The organism is Pedobacter gandavensis, assembly GCF_032677645.1.
Classification (GTDB): domain Bacteria; phylum Bacteroidota; class Bacteroidia; order Sphingobacteriales; family Sphingobacteriaceae; genus Pedobacter; species Pedobacter gandavensis_A.
Genome location: NZ_JAVTSB010000003.1, coordinates 415287 through 437771 on the forward strand (window position 1 = coordinate 415287; position 22485 = coordinate 437771).

Genomic DNA, 22485 nt, shown 5'->3' on the forward strand with positions numbered 1-22485 from the left:
AAAGAGAAACGATGATTTTATCCTATAAAAAACAAATGTTCACCCTTGCACTGGCGGCTACCGTTTTTGCTTCCTGCCGGGTAACTAAGCCTTACGAAAGTCCGGAGTTAAAAACGATGGGACTGTTTCGTGAGCAAACTTCAACAGACAGCATAACCATGGCGAATACGCCATGGCAAACTGTTTTTGCTGATCCTCAATTGACGGGATTGATCCAGGAAGGCCTGGAACAAAATCTTGACCTGAAGAATGCGGTTCAGAACATTGTACAGTCGAAAGCAACCTTACAACAAAGTAAGGCTGCATTTTTCCCTACGCTAACCGCTGATGTGAATGCCTCAAGGAATAAGCAATCGCAGGCTGGATTAAACTTTCCTCCGGGGATCAATATCAATACACTGACGAATTCTTTCAAAGCGCAGTTGAGCACTAGCTGGGAAGCTGATATCTGGGGTAAACTAAGCAGCGCGAAAAGAGCTGCCTTAGCAACTTACTTCCAAACGGATGCAGCAAAAAGAGCGGTACAAACGCAACTGATTGCTGATATCGCGACCAGTTATTATACCTTACTTGCTTTAGACAGTCAGCTGGAAATTACCCAACAGACTTTAAAAAGCAGGATTATTGGTGTAGAAACCATGAAAGCATTAAAAGAAGGTGCCGTAGTAAATGGTGCAGCAGTAGTGCAGAGTGAAGCCAGCAGATATGCGACAGAAGTAACGATTCCTGATTTAAAAAGAACGATCAGGGAGACTGAAAACGCGTTAAACATCTTGTTAGCTAGAGCTCCGGGCCCAATTAACCGTGGTAAACTGTTAAGTCAGAATCCTACCAACGATTTAAAAATTGGTGTTCCTACGCAATTGTTAGAAAACAGACCAGATGTACAAAGTGCTGAATTGGCTTTCAGAAGCGCATTCGAAAACACGAATCTGGCCCGTACTTATTTCTATCCTTCGCTAACCATTACCGCAACCGCTGGATTGTCGAGTCTGGATCTTAAAGATTTCTTCGACAAGTCTGTATTTTACAACTTGTTGGGTGGATTAACACAACCAATCTTCAATAAAGGCTTGAATAAAGCCAGATTAGCCACTGCAAAATCCGTTCAGGAACAAGCAGTAAACACCTTCCAGAAAACATTACTGGTAGCGGGTAAGGAAGTTTCTGATGCGTTATATACGTATCAGACTGCGGTTGAAAAAGAAGATGCACGTGCAAAACAGATTGCTGCTTTACAAAAATCAGTAGAGTACACTCAGGAATTGTTGAGATTCAGTTCTGCTACAAACTATACAGATGTATTGACTTCAGAGCAAAGCTTACTTGCTGCGCAATTGAGTGGTGTTAATGACAGATTGCAGAAATTACAATCGGTTGTAAACCTATACAGAGCATTAGGTGGCGGTTGGAAATAACCATCCCTATTCGTTCAATAAAAAATGCCTCCTTAAAGTATGACACTTTTTGGAGGCATTTTTATGTTAAAGGAATGCAGAATATTAGTTTAAAACCAATTAATCATCTTCTGCGTGTAAAGTGTTTTTATGATCTTCCGGATTATAGCTGGCTTGTAATTCGGCCAGTTTTTTCTTGCCATAAGCCATTTTAGTGATCAGTACAAACAATACCGGCACAATGAACAGGGCTAATATCGTGGCGGATAACATCCCCGCAGCTACCGTCCAGCCAATGGTCTGACGGGAAACCGCACCTGCACCGGAAGATAAAATCAATGGAATTACCCCCAGAATAAAGGCTACCGAAGTCATGATAATTGGTCGGAGTCTTAACCGCACCGCCTCAATCGTGGCTGCGATCAGCTCCATCCCCCAGTCTACCCTTTCCTTTGCAAACTCTACAATCAGAATCGCATTCTTGGCGGATAAACCGATCAGCGTGATCAATCCCACCTGGGCATAAATATTATTATCCAGTTTTGGGAGGAAGGTTAAGGCCAGAATCGCCCCAAATAAACCCAGTGGTACCGAAAGCAGGATGGAAAAAGGAACAGACCAACTTTCGTACAAGGCTGCCAGTAACAGGAATACAAAGATAATGATCAATGAAAAGATCAGGGTCGTACTGTTTCCCGCTTCCGTTTCTTCCAGACTCAGTCCGGAGAAATCATAGGCATAATTGGCAGGTAAGGTTTGAGCGGCCACTTCCTGCAAGGCTTTCAGCGCATCGCCGGAACTTTTACCCGGTTTTGCAGCGCCCCCAATCTCAATAGAGCGGAAAAGGTTGTAGTGATTGATGATAGAAGCATTTTCGATCACCTTATAAGACACCAAAGCACTCAACGGCACAGAAACTCCCTGGGCATTCATCACCCTCAGGTGCTTCAGGTTGTCGATATTTGCCCTGTAATTGGTATCTGCCTGACTCACTACGCGGAAGTTCCTTCCGTATTTGGTGAAATCATTGATATAACTACTCCCCAGATAAGTCGAAATAGTACTGTAAACCGCAGCAATGGAAACGCCCATCTTTTTCGCCATATCCCGATTCACCGTCAATTTATAATTCGGTGTTCTCGAGTTAAACAAGGTATAAGCCATGCCGATTTCCGGTCGCTGATTTGCCGCGGCGAGGAATTTACCCACATTGGCTTCAAACTCCTTGATGTCTCCACTTTGTTTCTCCTGAATCTGCAAGGTAAAACCTCCACTGATCCCCAGTCCGGGAATTGCCGGCGGCGAAACCACCAGCACACTACCATCCTTATCACCGGTAAATGATTTGGTTAAACCGGCCATAATCGTACTCACATCCTTTTTACGTTCTTCCCAGTTTTTAAGCTGTACAAAGAAAGTACCGGCATTAGATTTAAAGGACCTGTTCAGGATATTGATCCCGCTGATGGAAGTGATATTGTCTACTTCCGGATTGTTTTTGCGGATGCTGTCTGTGATCCTTTTGATAAAAGCATCGGTACGTACCGCAGAAGATCCTTCAGGTAAAGTGGCACCGACTAAGAAAATACCGGCATCCTCATTAGGGATAAAACCCGTAGGTTTTTTCACAAATAACCCACCAGTTCCGAGATAAATACAAATCAGGATAATAATCACCAAAGGGGCCGACTTTAAGCATTTTTTAACCCCCACAGAATAGTTATGGGTCAGCTTGGCAAACCAGCGGTTAAACTTGAAAAAGAACTTATTTAACCCTTTTGAGTCTTTATTTAAATTCATTGGTGTCAATAGCAATGAACACAAAGCCGGTGTAAGAGAAAGCGCGATAAAGGCTGAAATCAATACAGAAACGGCGATGGTAATGGCAAATTGCTGATAAAGTAGCCCAACCATTCCAGGGATAAATCCAACCGGAATAAATACCGCAGCCAGGATCAACGCAATCGCGATTACCGGTGCCGTAATGTCGTTCATCGCTCTTCTGGTGGCATCGGGAGCCGATAAACCATCATGATCCATATAATGCTGTACCGCCTCTACCACTACAATCGCATCATCCACCACAATACCAATGGCGAGGACGAAACCAAACATGGTTAAGGTATTGATGGAGAAGCCAAAGAGCGTAAAAAAGATAAATGTACCAATAATGGAAACCGGGATCGCCAGTACCGGAATCAGGGTGGCCCTCCAACTTTGCAGGAATAAAAACACCACCAGGGTAACCAGCACCAGGGCTTCAATTAAGGTGTTCACTACCTCAGAAATGGATACTTTCACTACAGTAACCGTTTCATAAGGAATGGTATAATCCAGGTCTTTCGGGAAAGATTTTTTCAATTCATCCAGGGCCTTTTGAATCCCATCAGCCGTTTGAACGGCATTACCTCCCGGGGTCTGGTTGATCATCATTAACGACGCCACTTTCCCATTTACTTTAGAGCTATTCGCATAGCTAAAGGCGCCTAATTCTACGCGGGCTACATCTTTCAGAAAAACTAAAGAACCATCTGCTCCGGTTTTAATGACAATATTTTTAAACTGATCAACGGTATTTAAGTCGCCATCCAGGATGACCGAAAACTCAAATGTCTGCGCATTATGTTGTGGCGGAGCACCCACACTTCCTCCCGGAATTCTGGTGTTTTGCTCCTGCACTGCCGCAGTAACATTGGCCGGTGTTAAATTATAACTGGCCAGTTTATTGGCATCCAGCCAGATCCGCATACTAAACGGCTGACCGAAATTCTGCACATCTCCTACCCCTTTAACACGGAGTAAAGCGTCTTTTACATATAGATTGACATAGTTAGAGATAAATTTATCGTCGTAAGTTCCATTCGGAGAATACAGACCTACCACCATCAAAATATCATTATTTGCTTTCTTAGTGGTTACGCCTAAACGGGTAACGGCCTCCGGTAAAGAAGGCTCTGCGATCCCCACCCTGTTCTGTACATCTAAGGCGGCGATATCGATATTTGTCCCTACATCAAAGGTAACGGTGATGGAAGAACGACCATCAGAGGTACTGTTGGAAGATAAATACTTCATTCCGGGGGTACCATTGATCTGACTTTCAATAGGGGTGGTCACTGTTTGCTCCACGGTTTGCGCATCAGCCCCTGTATAAGCGGCGGAAACGGTTACTGTTGGCGGTGCAATACTTGGGTACTGACTGATCGGTAAGGTTGTGATAACAATAGTTCCAATCAGTACAATTAAAATAGAGATGACGATGGCCGTGACCGGGCGCCTGATAAATACTTCTGAGATCATAAGCTTGAAATTCTTTTAAAATTTTACCACGGCACCAGGCCTTACATTTTGTGCACCCTCGGAAACGATCAGTTCACCAGCCTTTAAACCCGATTTTACCACTACATTTTTATCGAATTGTTTACCAATTTTGATGATCCGTTGCTCCGCTTTATTGCTATCGGCTACCACATATACATTAAATTCACCCAATTGCTCGATAACCGATTTATAGGGAATCACCAGTTCATTTTCGGTAGACTTGTTCAGTACTTTCATATTTACGGTCATCCCCGCAATCAGCCTACCATCCTCATTGGGATAACCAATCCTTACGGTGATCGCTCCGGTTGCAGGATCTACCGCTCTATCGAGGGCGATAATTCTACCCTGACGTTTATATAAACTGCCATCCTGGAGTTGTACCGTAAAAAGAGAGTCTTTTACTGCCTGAGGATTGTTCTTCATACTGATGAAATGCGGGATATCTGCCTGATTTACGGTAATGTCTACCGCTATTGGATGACCAGTTGAAACGGTATTTAAAATCGTTGTAGAAGGCGCAACCAAAGAGCCCTGTTTTACCTGGGAGATACCGATAGTTCCGGTTAGCGGAGATACAATCATTGCATTTTGCAGGTCGTTATTTGCCGAAGAAAGGTTTGCTTTTGCCGCGGCCACCTGCGATTCTGCATTGGCGAGATCCGTTAAAGCGTAATCTACGCGCTGCTTGGCAATGGCATCCTGTGCAGCCAGATTTTTATAGCGTTCCGCATCTTTTTTAGCTTTATCACGATTGGCCTGTGCCATCTGTACATTTGCTTTAGCAGCATTGTAAGCGGCCTGGTATTTGGTGCGGTCAATTTCGTAGAGCTTCTGCCCTTTCTTTACTTTTTGTCCGTCCTTCACATAAACAGCGGTGATAAAACCACCAACCTGTGCGCGGATTTGTACTTCATCCAGGGCTACTACAACCCCCGGATAGGAATCTACCGTGGTAACCGGCTCTGCAGCTACCTTATAAACGGAGACTGGTGTAGCCGGTGGAGGTCCCTGCTGCTGCTGCGCAGCTTTATCTCCATTACCGCAGGACGCTAAAAAAATGGACCCCAAAATAACAATAGCTGGTTTTAAGTGATTAATCGTCTTCATTTGAGTACTTATTGGTTTACGGTAATTGTGCCTAATGCTTGTTGTACATCTAGTCTGGAAGCCAGTAGACTGTACAATGAATTTAAATAATTGAGTTGTGCGGTACGCAGGTCTGTTTCGGAAGTCATCAGATCCAGATAAGCCTTGATCCCTTCATCATATTGCAATTTGATGGTCTGATAAACCTGGCGGGAAATCTCCACATTGGCGCCCGCTGTTTTCCAGTCGTTTAAATTCGCCTTATAAGTGGCCATCGCCTGCACATACTGACTCTTAATCTGGTTTTTAACATTCACCAGGTCGAGGTCTATCCTTTGCTCCTGCAATTGTGATTTTCTAAGTTCCTGAATCCGCTTCGTCCCCTGGAAAATAGGTAAGCTCAGTTTTAAACCGAACAAAGAACTCGGGTAGTTTTTATCATACAAATCGCCGAAGTTATTATTCAGGTAATTGAAATTGTAATTGATAAATCCGGAGACATTGGGTAGGAAAGACCATTTATTATAGTTGGTATTTAAATGTTGTAATTGCCTTTGCGTTTGTAGTAAGCGATACTCAATTCTATTCTCATAAGTTTCTCTTTGATTGGTATCAATCAGAATTTCATTTTCCATCTTTACCGCATCAAAATTTAGGCTGAAGTCTTTGTCGCCACCATAACCGATCAGTTCTTTCAGGTAGGCATATTTATATTTAATCGCCTCTTCTGAGCGCTTTTTATCTGCTTTGGAATTGCTCAGACTGATCTGTGCGCGCTGATAATCGGTTTTATCGACCAGGCCGTTCTCATATTGTGCCTTCGCATCTTTGAGCTGTTTCTCTAATCGTGCAATGTTTTCATTGATGATCTTTAACTGCTCTATACTGGTTAACACATCATAATAAGCCTTACTGACGCCAACTACCGTATTAATCTTGGTGTTTTCTGTGTTTTGCTTATACTGTTGTCTGTAATATTTGGACGCTTTAGAGGCCTGAATCAATCCGGCGTTTAGAAACTGCTGGTCGGCTTGTAAGGTAAATGCGGAGGTATGTCTGGTGCCAAGTACGAGTTGCTGACTTACGCCGCCCATCGTGAGCACACTGACCTGCTGTTTGAGGTTGTTGTTGTAAGTGCCGGTACCATTAATTTGAGGAAACCAGCCCGAAAGTGCCGATTTGATGTCCCTTTCCCCGATTTCTTCATCGATCAGTGATTGTTGCACCCCCGGTTGATTTTGGAGCGCATAGCCGATCAGGTCCGGAAGCGTGGCTTTTTTCAGTTCTGTGGTGTTCCGTTCCGTTTGTCCAAAAGCCACTGAACACCAGGTCACCGGTAGGATCAGGAGAAACGTTAAGATCGATTTTTGTAGTTTCATAAGGTAAGAAAATGAAGTATTTATAAATTCATCATAGTTTGTTATTCTTGCTATAAAAATGAATACCTGATCACCTTACTCCACATCTTTCCCTACCGATACTCATATGTTCATTTGATATTACTGATTATCCAGATGAAGGGGGATTCTTAATGGATATTGCCGAAGTCTTTATCATAAAACAGGGTTTATTTAAGGCTGATATTTTTGACGCATATGATTGGACAACAACCTACGTATCAATATTGTTTCAGCATTTAAGAAATTAAAATATAGCGCTGTCAGGCTGGGATTCAACTATTTTAACCAAAAATCAAATGCCTGATAATAATCGTTTTTTTATGTAATATTGACCGCATGAATATTCTGATTGTAGAAGATGAGAAAAACCTGGCCCTGGAAATCGCAACGTTTCTGGGTAAAGAGGGCTATACAATAGAACATGCCTGGAAGAAATCCTCCGCAGCAGAGAAAATATTTGTGAACACTTACGATTTTATTCTGCTGGATCTTGGCCTTCCTGATGGCGATGGTTTTGAATTACTCCATCAGTTTAAACAGCTGAAAGACCGGGAAGATGCAGTGATTATTCTAACCGCCAGGGGCGATGTGGAAGATCGTATTAAAGGATTGGAATCCGGAGCAGATGATTACCTGCCAAAACCTTTTTCCCTGACGGAACTGCTCGCCAGAATGCATGCCATCATCAGAAGAAAACACAAGCTGGAAATGAACGAGGTAAATATTCACCACTTTATTCTGGATATTAAAAACCATAAACTGAGTTTCGAAGGACAAAAGATCAACCTGACCGGGAAAGAATTTGAGATCTTTAATTACCTGGTGTTGAATAAAAACAGGGTAATTTCGAGGATCAATCTGACGGAGCATGTATGGGGTGATATTCTGGAAATCAATTCCGACTCGAACTTTGTAGATGTGCATGTTAAAAACTTAAGGAAAAAGCTGTCTGTACACGCGCCTATTGATTGGTTTGAAACGGTCAGAAGTATCGGTTACCGGATCAATTCGACGTTATAAACACCCCCGAAAAGATGAAACTGCAACTCAAGCTTGCTTTATACAATACCCTAACCAAGGTGGCGATCATCACCCTGATGGGGATTTTAATCCTGGTCTCGATCAACCGGATTTCGGTGAACCACATGCACCAGCGCCTGATCCAGAAAAAGAATAAACTGGTGACGAACCTATCCAGTGCCGCGATCAATGACCTGCTGACGCAACAAAAAACTTTTACCGATTATAACTTATTAAAGGAAGAATACATCATTCTAAAGGAGGTGAAAAACAACCATAAAGAGAAGTTAAAACAACATTTTAGTCAGGAAACACGGGAAATTGAAGGCAATCAGGAGGAATATCAGATCCTGAGTGCGGAGTTCAATTACCAGGGAAAAAGATACCTTTTAGAGCTCGGAGAAACCATGACCACCGTAGGGCAGCTGGAACATACCATTTCTGTCTTTACTTTTTTTATCCTTCTAGCCGCTGTAGTCCTTACCCTCATCAGCGACCTTGCCTTCAGTAAATTCTTACTGGCTCCCTTTTATCAGATTATCGACCAGAAACTCAACAAAGTAAATGATCCGATTAGTTTCAATTATGAACCGGTAAAGACAACTACGGAAGATTTCAGGATATTAGACCAGAGTATCAGTACACTCATGAATAAGATCGCTGATCTTTTCCTATCCGAGAAAGAATTCATCGCCAATGTTTCTCATGAACTCCTCACCCCCATCTCTATTTTAAATACCAGACTGGAAAATCTGTTGAACGATGAGAAGTTAAGTGTGGAAGGCGAAAATAAAATCTTTGCCTGTTTAAAAACGCTGAACCGCCTCAAATCTATCATCAACAGCTTGTTGCTGATCTCTAAGGTGGAAAACAACCAATATAAAAAACCGGATACGATTGTACTGAAAGAAATGATCCAGGAAGTTTATGAAGAACTGGAACATCGGTTGATCATGATGAACCTGACTTTTACCATCAATTTATCGCAATCTTATGTTTTCAAAGGCAACCGTTCCCTGTTCCATACCTTATTGATGAATATTATAAACAATGCGATTAAATACAACCTTCCCTCGGGAAGAGTCCTGATTTACGATACAGTTGTTGGGGACAATTATGCCTTAGTTATAGAGGATACCGGTCAGGGAATGGAAGTAAATCAGGTTTCCCATGCTTTTCAGCGCTTTGAGAAGTTCCAGTCGGAGAAGGAAGACAGTTATGGATTAGGCCTTTCTATTGTAAAAAGTATTGCCGCTTTCCATGAGCTGGAGCTAGAAATCGAGTCGGAAATCGGTAAGGGAACACGGGTTACCATCATTTTTGAAAAAAAATAATCGTACTCCTTCAATCTTCATAAAATCTTCATGTTTGATGAGCAACTTTGATCTAACAAATCACATAAAACAATTAAAAACATGAAAAGAACAATTTTAGCGCTTGCATTAGTTGCAACAACTTTCGGCGCATTCGCACAAACTCCTGCTGCAACAGCAAAACCAGTAGCTCACAAAGCACATGCAAAAGTAAAAGCAGTAGCTACTAAAGCTGAAGTTACTAAACCAGTAGTAGCACCAACTGCAAAAGCAGCTGTTAAACCTGTAGTAAAACACTAACAAGTCTTAACCACCTCGTTAAGAACTATAGCCTAAGGGGATATTCAGATATGGATATCCTCTTTTTTTTGTACTTTGGTTTCAACCACACAAATCTGAACCAAATTATGAAAAAAATCTTTTTTGTTCCGCTTGCCTGCGCTGCAATATTTTTAAGCTTTGCTCCGGTAAAGAAGCCCGTTACAAACCCGGAAGAAAAGCAACCAACTTCTAAAGGAGCTGCGAAGCAAAAGGTTTCGAGCCTGACTGCGAATCCCGGGGCAACAAGCCCAGCGATTAGTAAAGAAATTTCAAAGCCACTGGCAGCTAAAACAACATCCAACCCACCGGCTAATAAAAACGGATGGATCTCCCTGTTTAATCAAAAAGACATCAACGATTGGTTTGTAAAAATCGCGCACCATGAGGTTGGCGAGAATTACGGCAATACTTTCCGCGTGGAAGATGGCATGGTCAAAGTAAGATATGACCAGTATGGCGACTTTAACGACCAATTTGGCCATTTATATTATAAGGTGCCCTACTCCTATTATCATTTAGTAGTAGAATACCGCTTTGTAGGAGAATTGCAGAAAGGTGCACCCGATTATACGCTAAGAAATAGCGGAGTCATGTTCCATTCTCAGGATCCAAGAACAATGCCTAAAGAACAAGACTGGCCGATTTCTGTAGAAATGCAGTTTTTAGGTGGATTGGGTGATGGCAAACCAAGACCTACAGGAAATATGTGTTCGCCGGGAACGAATGTAGTATACAAGGGCAAAATTGCCGCCTCCCATTGTCTCAATTCAACTTCAGAAACTTATCATGGCGACCAATGGGTTCGTGCCGAGCTGATCGTTTTAGGAGACTCGCTAATTACACATATTATCAATGGAGATACGGTATTACAATATTCTAAACCACAAATTGGTGGTGGTACCGCTAATAATTACGATCCCAAAATCAAAATCGACGGCAAGTTATTGAGCAGTGGATTCATCGCCTTACAAAGTGAAGGTCAGCCGATTGACTTCCGAAAAGTAGAACTGAAAGACTTATCTGCATTAAAAGAAAAAACCAGGCGTAAATAGACTGGATTTCTTCATGAAATATTTGTTGCTGTCAGCTATTGCAGGTCTGCTTTTTTAGTCATACATTTGCCCCACCAAAAATATTGGGAAATGCATCCATAGCTCAGCTGGATAGAGCAACGGTTTTCTAAACCGTAGGTCATAGGTTCGAATCCTATTGGGTGTACAAGGGATTTATCTCTTAAATTAAGGCGAAGTTGCTCCAGACTTCGTCTTTTTTTGTTTAAAGGGTATAAATTCTTTACATGATGAAGCTCTCCTGTATAGAGAACAGGATATTACTTCTTAAGAGGGAACATCTCTCCAAACGTCCCCTCCAACTGCTAAAAATATTCAGCTAAATACGGAGTCCGGCAATTCTGTCTTAAAGTTTTCAGTGCCCTGTCTTTTAATTGCCTGATGCGTTCCTTGCTCAGGTTAAAAACTTCCACCATATCATCTAAAGTTAGCGCGGTATGGTTATCTAGTCCGAAGAAAAGGGTAATGATCCATTTTTCCCGTTCCGGAAGTACACCTAAGGTGCGTTGCAAATCTTCCCTTAAAGATTCGGTCATCATCAGTGCATCTGTATTTGGCACATTGGTATTTGCCAGACTATCCAGCAAGCTAAAACCGCTTTCCTCATTGGTGGTCATATCCAATGAAAACGACAAAGGCGCACTTGATAAATAATCAGAAACTTTATCTTCTGACAGCTCTGTGACTACAGAAATCTCTTCATAAGTAGGCAATCTTTCTAACTGTTGTTCCAGTAAATCCGTTGCTTTATTGATTTTGATGATGCCCAGCACCTGATTTCCCGGCAGGCGAATCATTCTCTTTTGATCGGCCAATGCCTGCATGATGCTCTGACGAATCCACCATACGGCGAAAGAGATAAATTTGAAACCCTTGGTATCATCAAATCGCTCTGCGGCTTTGATCAATCCCAGATTCCCTTCCGAAATCAGATCTGCCAACTGCAAACCTCTGTTTTGATACTTTTTGGCAACAGAAACGACAAAGCGCAAATTGGTTTTCACCAGTTTATCCAGAGCTGCCTTGTCTCCTTTTTTGATTCTTCTGGCCAGGTTCAACTCTTCCTCTACATTCACCAGGTCGATTCTTCCGATATCGGTCAGGTATTTATCAATAGATTCAGAGTCGCGATTGGTAATGGATGGTGCAATTTTTAATTGTCTCATACCCTAACTTTATTTTCTAATGATACTTTTTGGTTTAATAATTTCGCTTCAAAATCCTGCATAGATTTCACGAGTACTTCTACACTCGATATTGGCAATGCATTGTATAAGGATACCCTGAAACCACCGGCAGTAGGAAATCCTTTGATTCCTACGATGCCATTGGACACCGCGAAATCCAGGAAGGCTGCTTCCAGCTCCTGATCATACATTTTAAACGTCACATTCATTCTGGACCTGTCAACGGGATTAGACAGACCATAAAACAAGGTATTTCTATCGATCTCCTGATACAACAATGTTGATTTGGCGATATTTTCAATTTCCTGCTTTGCCACACCTCCTTTTTCTTTTAGCCACCTCAAATTGAGCATGGCAACATAAATTGAGAATACCGGAGGAGTGTTAAACATAGAATTATTATCTCTATAAATGCGGTAATCAGACATGGAAGCGATTTCATCGCCAAGATTTTCCAGCAAGCTGTTTTTAATCAGCACGAGGGTCATACCAGCAGGGCCCATGTTTTTCTGCGCACCAGCGTAGATCAGGTCAAAATCGGCAACATTAATCACTCTGCTGAAAATATCAGAAGACATGTCACAGATCACCGGAACAGCAGTAGCCGGGTGACTAAACATTTCCGTTCCTTCTATGGTATTATTTGAGCAGTAATGAAAATAAGCAGCGTCCGCTGGAATTTGATAACCTACAGGAACATAATCATACTTTTTATCTTTTGAAGAAGCGATGACATTTACCTCGCCAAAAAACAAGGCTTCCTTGATGGCTTTCAGGGAAAAGAATCCGCTATCCAGATAAGCAGCTTTTTTACCCTGCTGCAGGAAATTCATGGCTAGCATAGAAAACTGTGTGCTGGCACCACCCTGTAAAAACAAGACGCTGTAATCTGCGGGAACACCCAGCAATGATCTTACCAGATCCTGTGTTTCATTGATGACTGCTTCAAACTCCGGAGTACGATGGGAAATTTCTAAAATACTAAGGCCAATGCCGTTAAAATCCCTGACAGCATCCGCTGCCTGATCTAAAACTTTGGCCGGTAAAATACATGGACCGGCACCGAAATTGTGTTTGATCATTATGTTATAGGTTTTGGTTGATAGCTCCAAAGTTCGGTAGGTCAAAACGGATATCTCATTTTCCACTTACATTCAGCAAATTTTTCTGTTTTGACTGCTTTATACCATACAATTTTTGGGTAGCAATTCCACACTGGTGATATGGCAGAATTTAATTTCCTTACTTTCTTCTTTTTTAAGGGGTTAAGGTATCTTATACACTATCCTTTAGCGGAAAGAGCGGAAATGTTCCATAAAAAATAAATAATACTATATTTGAGCCAGATTACTATGTAATTCACCTACACTAAGCTAGAAATCTATTTCCTGAAAAATGTCTAAACTAGATCCTACCCATCTTGGAATTTTGCGCCTGTTACAGGAAGATGCCCGCATGACGCATAAAGAACTCGCCAGAAGGTTAAGGAAAAGTGTTTCCCCGATTTTTGAACGGGTAAAATGGCTGGAACAAAACGGCTATATTAAAGGCTATACCGCTTTGGTAGACCTGCAAAAAAGCAGTAATAGCATCATTTCCTTTACCCATATCCAGATGAACGACCATTCTGAGGAAGCATTGAGTGCTTTCCAAAAAGAAGTGGTGCAATTTGAAGATGTAAGGGAATGTTATTATATCACCGGAAATTTCGACTTTATCCTTAAAATTGTATCTCCGGATATGAAAGGTTACAATGATTTCCTACGCGGAAAACTGTCTAAATTACCCAATGTAGGCAGTGTACAGAGCTTTCTGGTCTTGTCAGAAGAGAAAAGAGATACCAGTTACAAGATCTAAAGGCAAATTCTTCCCTACCCCCTCCGGTAAACCTTTTCTAATCACCAATTGTTATTACGGTAATGCCCGACAATGGCTATAGCATTGCTATACTGCTTTTGGCTACCGGATAGTAAGTACGGCAATTCCGCGCCATTTACAGGCAAATAAACCATCCGGGACTGAGCAGACATTGCATAATGGCCCTACAAAGGCCCTATAAGGTGACACCTCTTCAACCCAGCTACCCAGGTAGTTATCTTATTGATTATGAGATATAATTTACTAATTTGCATCCTCTAAACCGTAAGTTCTATGATACAGGTAGCTTTATTACTCCCCACAAAATACCGTTTACTAAGCGTAGCCGCGATTCTGGATGTGTTTGATACGGTGAATCGCTATTATGAAGAAATCGGTAGGGAACCTCTTTTTCAGATCAACCTGATCCGTAACGCCACAGTTTCACCAGAAGGTAACCTTTTTGAAAAATACAATGCCCTTTCCTTATCGGAATCCGGACAACAAAACCTCATTTTAATCCCTGCCTTCGACAATCCGGACCTGAATACTGCCGTCCACCAAAACATGGAGTACCTGCCCTGGTTGCAACAGCAATATAAGAAAGGTGCAGAACTGGCTAGTTTTTGTACTGGTGCGTTCCTGTTAGCCGCTACAGGCCTGTTAAACGGGAAGAGTGCCACTACCCATGTCAATGCCAGCGGTGCCTTTGCCAACTGTTTTCCGGATGTTTATTTTAAACCGGAAAAGGTGGTTACGGTAGACCAGGGGATTTATACCAGTGGCGGATCAACGAGTAGCTTTCATTTGATGCTGATGCTGATCCACAATTACTGTAACCGCGATACCGCAATTCACATTGCCAAGATATTTTCTATTGATATGAACCGGGAACAGCAAAGCCATTTTGGTAGTTTCCATCCGGTAAGGGATCATGGGGATGAGCTGGTTGCGAAAACACAGCTTTGCATTGAAAATGCGTATAGAGAATCGGTAACCATTGAAGATATCCTGCATAATATCCCTTCCAGCAGGAGGAATATTGTGCGCAGATTTAAACAGGCTACCGGAAATACCCTGATTGAGTATTTACAAAAAACCAGAATTGAGGCGGCTAAAAAGCTTTTAGAGCAAACCAACCTCAGTATTCTGGAAGTAATGTTAGATTCCGGCTATAATGATCTGAAAACTTTCAGACAGCTTTTCAAGAAAAACTCCGGAATGACACCTAAAGATTATCGGGATAAGTTTAAGCCGAAAGCTGCATAGCAGGTACTTGCTTTACCTTTTTCTTTCTTTTCTTTTTTAACTTGTTCAGCCAGATCAATGTTCCTGTAACCGGCAGACTGGTTGCAATCAGACAGGCCAGAAAATAAATGATCTTGGTAAACATCCCATATACATCACCCAAATGCAGGGCTTTGATAGAACCGGAAACACGTTCGTTGAAAGGCTTATCGCTAAACACTTCCGTTTTAAGGACGCTACCGGTATATTGATCTAAAAGTATTTTATCACCTGCAGCAGGGGCAAAAAATCCTGTTCTATTCTTCATCACCGTAATCGCCGAGGCAGAGTCTTTGGCTAAACTGATGCTGTAATCACCTTTATAAGGTAAAGCTGCATCCGCTTTTTTAAGGTAATCGCTTAGGTTTAATGGAGCAGCACCCGCTACAACTGTAGAAACAGGGTCTTTAGGCGGCTCAAATCCCTCAGGCTGATAAGTACCCAAAGTTTTCCTTAACGCTTCCCTGTACCATGGGAAGGACCATTGCGGACCCGTAATCCCCATCAGAAATAAGAATATACAAGCATAAAAACCTAAACTATTGTGTAAATCGTGGTTGGTTCTTTTCCAGCTTCCAGACCATTTAACCTTTAAACCTTGTCTCCATGATTTAACCCTTTGAGGAAACCAGATCACCATTCCGGTAATTACACCAATCGTAAATAGAATGGTCGCAGCGCCACTGATATAACTTCCCAGTTTTCTGTTTTCCAGTTCACCGAAAATCGGTTTTTCTATTTTATCTAATAACAACCATCTATGCAGGCTAAACATGGTTTTCAGGAAAGAAGCCGTTGCGCCTTTCACTTCCGAAATATTACCAATCACCTCGCCGGTGTATGGATTTACCGCAAAAGCCGAAGGACGTTTACCTTCTTCAGGCTTGCCACCTTTTCCAGCTTTGTCTTTTCCACCTTTTCCTTTTTCTCCTTTGCCTTCCCGCTGACTATTTTCTTTACCTTCTTTTCCTTTTCCAGCTTGCTCATTTCCTGCTCCCGCAGTAGCCAACATGCCTTCTTTTTTATCTTTCCCGGCTTTATCACCGTCTTTCATCTTTACCATAAACTGGTAAGTCCGGTTCGGATCTGCCGGAATTTTTACAGAAACTACTTTCCCTCCTGTGCTTTCTTTCACTTGTTTGATCAGCGACTCAATCGGCATTGGTTTTGCAGCTGCCGGAGCAGTTACTTTATACAATTCAGGATTTGCCATCTCTTTCAATTCTGTATTGAAAACATACAGGGTACCACTTAAACAAACCAGGATCACAATGATCCCGCTTCCTAATCCAATCCATAAATGGATGTCGTTAAAAAATTTACGTGTTTTTTGCCAGGCGCTTTTAGGTGTTGTTGGTTTCATTAAGGCTATTTTTTACAAATATAAAACAAATCCGCAATTATTTAGACTTAGTCTTAATAATTGCGGATTTGTTACTATGGGGTGGTTTAATTGTTTGTTGACTGGCTTATTTATTCCACCAGATCTTGCCAACAGTTACGTCGTCATTACCTTGTTTTCCGGCTTCTGCAGCGTTAGTTTGGCGCTCCGACTCCGGATACATCAATCTTAATGGTCTTGCGGTTGGCGAAGGAGCCAATAAGGAATTAGGAATCCCAGGGAAGCCTAATCGTCTATAATCACTCCATGCTTCCAGACTACTGATGCTGTTTAAAGCCAGCCATTTCTGCTCAATAATCCTTTTGATACGTTGATCTGCCGGCACTTCAGTTAATTTCACTGTTTTCTGGTCATTGTAAGCCGTAAATAATCCAGCATTTACCTCCATATATTTGAAGGACTCAGCAATTCCCTGTTCGTAAAACGTCTGATCAGATCCAGAAATCCAGCCTCTGTTCGCCGCTTCGGCTTGTAGAAATAAACTTTCAAAAGAAGCCAATAAGACTAATGGCTGATCAAAGCTTTTGAAAAGACCAGTTGCTTTTCCATTGTTTTCAGTAGGCCCTTTAAAGGCAGAGGTTTTCTTGGCAGCATACTGCTCATCTGCATTTGGATTTCCAAAAAGCACCCCTTTAAAAGCACCATCAATGCTAACATATAAAGCCGGTAATCTTGGGTCTTTCAAACCGGCATAGGTATCAATCAGGTATTGTGTTGGACGCAAGCTCACCTGGTTGGTTGCAGAAGCATTTACGCCTCTGTAATTGGTTTCCCAATAAGGATTCATTTTACCTTTAGAATTGATATAACCCGGTTTGGCGGCAGCACTTTCTCCCAGGCCTAAGAATCCGGTTCCTTCCTGTTTGATTTTATCCAGCTCTGCTGTAATGAAAGCATCATTACCGGCTTGCGACTGGCGGATCAGGGCTCTTAACTTTACTGTATTTGCAAATTTCGTCCAGAGTTGTTTGTCGCCACCAAAGATCACATCTGCTTTAGCCGGACTTTGATCCGGAGCAGCCGACTTAATCTCATTGATCCCTTCGGTAATCAGCTGAACAGACTTTTCATATACCGTCTTTCCATCTTCATATTTAGGTTGCAAATATTGTGTTCTGTTCAATGCCTCCTCAAAAGGAACGTTGTTATAGATATCTACCAGGTGCAAAAAGTGCCAGCCCTGCATGATTTTAGCAATTCCGGAATAAAACGGTGCATTTTCTTTTTGCGCCTGTTCTCTGATCAATTGATAATATAATAAGGTATTATAAGTGCCTTCCCAGATTGGAATCCCATCTCTGGTACCGCGGATACCTACCCCATTATAAGTCTTCTCTTTAAAAAACTGGTTGTTTGCTTCTTTGGTAGTCCCCCAGTAACCTGCCCAAAAACTGGCCAGCTGATTGATTTGTATCGTCTCCTGGTTTACAGTACTAATTAAAGCGCCAGGTAAACGCGCACTTAAAATCAGGTATTGTTCTGTTGGTTTATTCGGATTGTCATTCACATCCAGGAATTTTTCGCAGGAGGTCAGACTGAATAAGCCGGCCGCAAAAACGAATATTTTTATACTTTTCTTCATGATATGTTATTCTTCAGCGTGTATATCTTTAATAAATTAGAACGTAACATTCAGGTTAAAACCGAAGGTTCTGGTTGGCGGAATTTGTCTGAAACTCAGGTAACCATCCGTTTGATTGTACAAGGATTCAGGGTCCCCATAGGTATTGCTCTTATGTCTGACGATGAATAAATTGGTACCTACCAGACCAAAACTAGCTTCACGGATTACTTTTTGTTTCGCCAGTAAGGCTTTAGGTAAAGCATAGCTGATGCTAAGTTCTCTTAGTTTAAAGAAGTCGGACTTTGCAGCAGTATTTCTTTGTACATCCCCCTGGAAACTCCAGAAAGCTTTATCGCCTTTAGAATAAACAGAATTGTTTTCTACATATACCGGATCGGTTGCAGTCCCGGTATTGATCACCGAATTCGGGAAGATAAAAGGCTGACGGCCATAAGCGGCAGTAGCTGGATGTGTACCTGCTTTATACATTCTCGGCACGGCCTCAGAGTATAACCAACCACCCAGACGGGCATCAAACTGAGCGCCAACAGTAAATCCTTTAAAATTAATCATCGTGCTTAAACCCATCTGATAAGGAGGAACCATGGTGCCAAGCGGCGCGCTGTCGGGCACAGTAGTTGTATTTCCATTCGCATCTACAATCACTCTTCCCTGGTCGTCTCTTTGGTAATCACTCACCTTTAATAAAGGATAGCTTTGTCCAACTACGGCATAAGCCTGTCTGAACATTCTGAATTCTTCCTGTCCGCCGAAAATAGTTTTCACCTTATTATTAATATGTGTGAAGTTAAAACCAACATTCCATCTGAAGTCGTCTTTACGGATCACATCACCACTGATACTTAATTCAATGATTTTATTGGTCAATCGCCCTGCGTTAACAATCGTACTGTTGTAACCGGTAGCACTTGAAATCGGCGCATCAAAAATCTGTCCATCTGAATCTGAATACACGTAAGCTGCTTCAAAGTTTAAGCGGTCCTGGAAAAAGCCTAACTGCGCACCTACTTCGTAAGAAGTCACAAATTCTGGTTTGATATTTCTGTTTGGACTGGTTAAGTTAGGTGTAAACCCTACTAATCCGCCAAAAGGAAAACCGTTGATCTGCTCATAAGCATTATTTAAGCTATAAGGTTCCAGGGTTACGTTTCCTGTTCTGTTGTAAGAAGCGAAGATCTTACCGAAAGAAAGCACTTTACTGTCTTTTAAAGACTTAATTGCTTCCGTAAACACGAAAGAAGTACTTACACCAGGGTAGAAATAAGAGCGGTTTTCTTTGCTCAAAACCGAAACCATATCGTTTCTACCCGTTAAGGTTAGGAACAAATAGTTGTTATATCCGGCAGTAAACTCGCCATAAGTACCCAATGCTCTGTATTTGGTAAGAGAAGCAGAACCGTCTAACTCACCGGCACGGCTACCAGGATTGAATAAATCCGGGAATAACAGGTTGGCACTTCCTACTGCAGTCAGTTTGGAATCATCCATGCGAATGTTTTGTCCGACCAATAATCTGGTGGTAAATTTCCCGAAATCCTTTTTAAAGTTCAGGATTAAATCACTGTTTACCCTGCGGAAATCGTTGTTACCATCGTTTACGGAACCATTCACATTCCTGTTACCTGAAGGAGAAGCTAATTTATTCGTGGTTGCTCTACTTTCTTCTGAAGTACTGTACAATCCGATGCGGTAAATTGCAGAAAACCATGGTGTAAATTCATAATCCAGTTCGATCTTACCATTAACGGTTTGCTGATTAGAGGTATTTCTGTTGTTATCCATTAAGAAAAATGGATTTTTTGCGCCAGTAGCGTCCGTATAATAGTTGAGTGGGTTTGCTTCTGAATTTGGATCTCTCCAGTTTTTCATGCGTTTAAGGTCCAGATTTGCCGGTTGCACATAAGTGCTATACCATGGGCCATCTGGCGTGGTATTCCTGTTTGCAGCAATATAGTTCACATTATAAGAGGTGTTCAATTTGCCAAAAGTTCTGGAACCGTTAAACCTCGCTCCTGTTCTGGAGCTTTTATCGCCAGGAATTACTCCTTTGATATTGACATTCTGAACCGAGAAATAGTAGGTTGATTTTTCATCACCGCCAGAAAATGAAAGGTCATTCTGTAAAGTTCTACCGGTTTGGAACATATCCAGGCGGTTGTCTTTAGAAGGTGCAGCATATAACGCGGTTGGTTGTACGCCGTTTGGTAGTTTTAAGCCCAGGTCTCTGATGCTGCCATCAAATGCCGGTCCCCAGGATTCATATTCTGTAGGAGAATACACGCCATTTTGCCCCTGACCGAATTGTTTTTGTGCTGGTGGCAACAAATGAACGTCAGAAAAGGTGGTGGTATTAGAGAAGCTAACTAATCCCTGACCCCTGATTCCTTTTTTGGTGGTGATCATTAAAGCACCATTGACGCCTTCTGAGCCGTATAATGCTGCTGCATTTGCGCCTTTCAGGACGGTAATATTTTCTATATCATTTGGGTTTAGACGTCCGATATCCGGAACAGGCACCCCATCTACTACGTATATCGGATTGTTTTTGGCATCGTTGAAAGAACGGGAACCACGAAGTCTGATTTGTACCAGCTGATCGGTTTTACCCGTGGTGGCATCGTTCATATTGATTCTCAATCCGGCAACTTTACTCGCCAGTCCTTGTAGAGGATTGACAACCTTACCCTGGTTTAGGTTTTCATTGGAGATCAGCGTTGCTGAAGTTCCCAATTCCCTAGCCTGGCGTTTGATACCTAAAGCACCGGTAACCATAACTTCTGACAATTGATTTACGGAATCTTCCAGGTAGGCATTCAGCACGTTTTTTTCTGCGGTTACTTTATGTTCTACAGTAACGTAGCCAGTATAAGAAAAGATCAGTAAATCACCGGTTGCGGCCTCGATAGCATATTTACCTGCTGCGTCAGTACTCACGATCTCATTGGTTGATTTGCGGATTACACTTGCGCCTGGAAGGGTTACTCCAGTCTTTTGATCTATCACTTTCCCGGTGATCTTCCTTACCTGAGCAAGGAGACCTGTTGAGATCGTTAACAGGAAAATAATTAGGGTAGCTGTTTTGTTCATGTAAATATTATTTTGATATTTTATTAAGATTTAATCTTAATAACTTTAACTTCGCCGCAAAGATATCAGTAGCCGATGACGCAAAAGGGAGAACAGATGACGCTAAAAGGAGAAATAAAGGAACGTTCATTTTACGGATCTAAGGATCTTACTATTGGCTATTCGAAGAAAAAAGCTGCGTTAAACACTGACAACAGACCTTCTTTGTTTATGGAGCCTGAACATCAAGCTGGTTATCAAATGATATTCGTACTCAAAGGAAAATTATCTTTTGAAGAGGAAGGCTTATCAGAAGCCTTGCCCCTGCTGGAAAGTCAGCAGTATAATCTACTCTGGAGCCCTGGCAAATCTGTTTTTCAGGAAGCCTTTGCGGAAGAATCAAATGAGATTATCCAGGTAGCGATCAGTGCTGTTTTCTTATCCCGGTATTTACCGGAAGATCATCCTGCGGCTATTCATATGAACACGCCCAGCGAACTTGTCTCTGAAAACGTTATTTTATTCTCGGCACAGCATTTACACATCACCCCGGAGATCAATGCGATTTTAAACGGACTCGAGAACTCCCCGCATACTGGCTTTTGTGAACGTTTATTTCTGGAATCTAAGGTAATTGAGTTACTGGCCATCAAGATTTCCCAGCTGGAGCTGCTGCAACAGCAACCTGTTCCCCGTTTAAAGCAGGAAGAACTGGATAAAATGCAGGAAGCGCGGGAAATTCTGATTCAGAACATCGACCGTCCCTTTTCTTTAAGGACATTGGCACATATGGTAGGCACTAATGAGTTTAACCTGAAGAAGCAATTTAAGGCGGTATACGGGACTACCGTTTACGGATATCTGAACCAATATAAGATGGAACAGGCTAAAGCCATGTTACTTCAAGGGGATTCCAGGGTGTCTGAAGTGTCGGAAAAGATGGGTTATAAACATGCTACACATTTTACGAGTGCCTTTAAAAAATACTTTGGCTACCTACCCAACAAGATTAAGATGTTCCTGCTTGTTTTTGACCCGGAATTCTGTCTGGTTTTATTCACTACATAGTACAAAACGACCGTTTTTCAGCCAATCTCTTCTAAATCAACAACATTTATCACGAAATTCTTTTCTTTAAATTATTTTATTTATACCTTTGTAGTCCCTCAC

At 41.9% G+C, this 22485-nt stretch carries 16 protein-coding genes and 1 tRNA gene; 9 read left to right on the forward strand and 8 right to left on the reverse strand.

Annotated features, from left to right (window positions below; translation table 11 throughout):
• Window positions 1-11 precede the first annotated feature (11 nt).
• Window positions 12-1418, forward strand: coding sequence for an efflux transporter outer membrane subunit (locus tag R2Q66_RS07610; RefSeq protein ID WP_316747463.1), 1407 nt, complete (start codon window positions 12-14; stop codon window positions 1416-1418).
• 99 nt (window positions 1419-1517) lie between these two features.
• On the opposite strand, the gene R2Q66_RS07615 is transcribed toward R2Q66_RS07610, so the two are convergent.
• From R2Q66_RS07615 to R2Q66_RS07625, 3 genes are read right to left on the reverse strand one after another with little or no spacing between them, the layout of a single operon-like run.
• Window positions 1518-4697, reverse strand: coding sequence for a multidrug efflux RND transporter permease subunit (locus R2Q66_RS07615; protein ID WP_316747465.1), 3180 nt, complete (start codon window positions 4695-4697; stop codon window positions 1518-1520).
• 15 nt (window positions 4698-4712) lie between these two features.
• Window positions 4713-5828 (reverse strand): efflux RND transporter periplasmic adaptor subunit, encoded by a 1116-nt coding sequence (locus R2Q66_RS07620; RefSeq protein WP_316747468.1) that lies wholly within the window; start codon window positions 5826-5828, stop codon window positions 4713-4715.
• Window positions 5829-5836: 8 nt separating this feature from the next.
• A complete protein-coding gene (locus R2Q66_RS07625) occupies window positions 5837-7186 on the reverse strand; it encodes a TolC family protein (RefSeq protein WP_316747470.1) in 1350 nt (449 codons plus the stop codon).
• 357 nt (window positions 7187-7543) lie between these two features.
• Between R2Q66_RS07625 and R2Q66_RS07630 the strand changes: the two genes are divergently transcribed.
• From R2Q66_RS07630 to R2Q66_RS07650, 5 genes are all read left to right on the forward strand, one after another.
• Window positions 7544-8227 (forward strand): response regulator transcription factor, encoded by a 684-nt coding sequence (locus tag R2Q66_RS07630; RefSeq protein WP_316747472.1) that lies wholly within the window; start codon window positions 7544-7546, stop codon window positions 8225-8227.
• A 14-nt stretch (window positions 8228-8241) separates the two neighbouring features.
• Window positions 8242-9561: a HAMP domain-containing sensor histidine kinase gene (locus R2Q66_RS07635; protein WP_316747475.1), complete on the forward strand. Its 1320-nt coding sequence runs from the start codon at window positions 8242-8244 to the stop codon at window positions 9559-9561.
• Window positions 9562-9642: 81 nt separating this feature from the next.
• On the forward strand, window positions 9643-9840 hold the full coding sequence (locus tag R2Q66_RS07640) for a hypothetical protein (protein WP_316747477.1): 198 nt from the start codon (window positions 9643-9645) through the stop codon (window positions 9838-9840).
• A 107-nt stretch (window positions 9841-9947) separates the two neighbouring features.
• Entirely contained in the window at window positions 9948-10913 is a 966-nt protein-coding gene (locus R2Q66_RS07645) for a DUF1080 domain-containing protein (protein WP_316747479.1), read from the forward strand.
• A gap of 92 nt (window positions 10914-11005) precedes the next feature.
• Window positions 11006-11079 (forward strand) — tRNA-Arg (locus tag R2Q66_RS07650).
• A gap of 157 nt (window positions 11080-11236) precedes the next feature.
• On the opposite strand, the gene R2Q66_RS07655 is transcribed toward R2Q66_RS07650, so the two are convergent.
• Both R2Q66_RS07655 and serC read right to left on the reverse strand, forming a co-directional pair.
• A complete protein-coding gene (locus tag R2Q66_RS07655; protein ID WP_316747480.1) occupies window positions 11237-12097 on the reverse strand; it encodes an RNA polymerase sigma factor RpoD/SigA in 861 nt (286 codons plus the stop codon).
• The gene (serC, locus tag R2Q66_RS07660) at window positions 12094-13197 is read right to left on the reverse strand and encodes a 3-phosphoserine/phosphohydroxythreonine transaminase (RefSeq protein WP_316747535.1); all 1104 of its coding nucleotides are present in this window, start codon (window positions 13195-13197) and stop codon (window positions 12094-12096) included. Before serC ends, R2Q66_RS07655 begins: the two co-directional genes overlap by 4 nt.
• Window positions 13198-13513: 316 nt before the next feature.
• On the opposite strand from serC, the gene R2Q66_RS07665 reads away from it, so the two are divergent.
• Window positions 13514-13975, forward strand: a complete 462-nt coding sequence (locus R2Q66_RS07665; RefSeq protein ID WP_265841666.1) for an Lrp/AsnC family transcriptional regulator — start codon at window positions 13514-13516, stop codon at window positions 13973-13975.
• A 294-nt stretch (window positions 13976-14269) separates the two neighbouring features.
• Window positions 14270-15244 carry a GlxA family transcriptional regulator gene (locus tag R2Q66_RS07670; protein WP_316747483.1) on the forward strand — a complete coding sequence of 325 codons (975 nt, stop codon included), beginning with the start codon at window positions 14270-14272 and terminating at the stop codon, window positions 15242-15244.
• Here R2Q66_RS07670 and R2Q66_RS07675 read toward each other — a convergent pair.
• The 3 genes from R2Q66_RS07675 to R2Q66_RS07685 all read right to left on the reverse strand — a co-directional run bounded on the left by R2Q66_RS07675 (window position 15225) and on the right by R2Q66_RS07685 (window position 21336).
• Complete coding sequence (locus R2Q66_RS07675; protein WP_316747486.1) at window positions 15225-16625, reverse strand: PepSY-associated TM helix domain-containing protein; 1401 nt, start codon at window positions 16623-16625, stop codon at window positions 15225-15227. The two genes, R2Q66_RS07670 and R2Q66_RS07675, sit on opposite strands and share 20 nt — an antisense overlap.
• A gap of 106 nt (window positions 16626-16731) precedes the next feature.
• Window positions 16732-18246 carry a SusD/RagB family nutrient-binding outer membrane lipoprotein gene (locus R2Q66_RS07680; RefSeq protein WP_316747488.1) on the reverse strand — a complete coding sequence of 505 codons (1515 nt, stop codon included), beginning with the start codon at window positions 18244-18246 and terminating at the stop codon, window positions 16732-16734.
• 36 nt (window positions 18247-18282) lie between these two features.
• Complete coding sequence (locus R2Q66_RS07685; protein WP_316747490.1) at window positions 18283-21336, reverse strand: SusC/RagA family TonB-linked outer membrane protein; 3054 nt, start codon at window positions 21334-21336, stop codon at window positions 18283-18285.
• Window positions 21337-21411: 75 nt separating this feature from the next.
• Here R2Q66_RS07685 and R2Q66_RS07690 point away from each other — a divergent pair, with 75 nt between their 5' ends.
• The gene (locus R2Q66_RS07690; protein WP_316747493.1) at window positions 21412-22383 is read left to right on the forward strand and encodes an AraC family transcriptional regulator; all 972 of its coding nucleotides are present in this window, start codon (window positions 21412-21414) and stop codon (window positions 22381-22383) included.
• Window positions 22384-22485 lie beyond the last annotated feature (102 nt).